Here is a 240-nt window from a genome sequence, read left to right as displayed (position 1 = left end):
TACCCAAGCTGCGATATCAGCATCCAGTGCATTTTGAGCTGCAGTAGGATCCGCATTATCAAACTCACAGGCATCAGCTGTATCATCAGAAGGACTAGTATAGCTTACTACTTGAGGTTGTGTTAGGGTATAGGTAGCAGTAGGATTAGTAGAGCCACAGATATCTTCTACCGTCCAGGTAATAGTTACCGTACCTCCCGTACAGAAGTCGATAGACTGATTGGTAAAATCATGCGATAC

The 240-nt window shown here is 44.2% G+C and carries 1 protein-coding gene; it reads right to left on the bottom strand.

The features are described 5' to 3' along the window. The coding region (locus tag FGF67_RS17370; protein ID WP_158293256.1) for a hypothetical protein at nt 1-240 on the bottom strand (240 nt) is incomplete at both ends.

Source organism: Allotamlana fucoidanivorans (assembly GCF_006265225.1).
In the GTDB taxonomy this organism is placed as follows: Bacteria; Bacteroidota; Bacteroidia; order Flavobacteriales; family Flavobacteriaceae; genus Allotamlana; species Allotamlana fucoidanivorans.
Note: the sequence above shows the minus strand (reverse complement) of the source record. Positions and strands in the feature narration are given on the sequence as shown.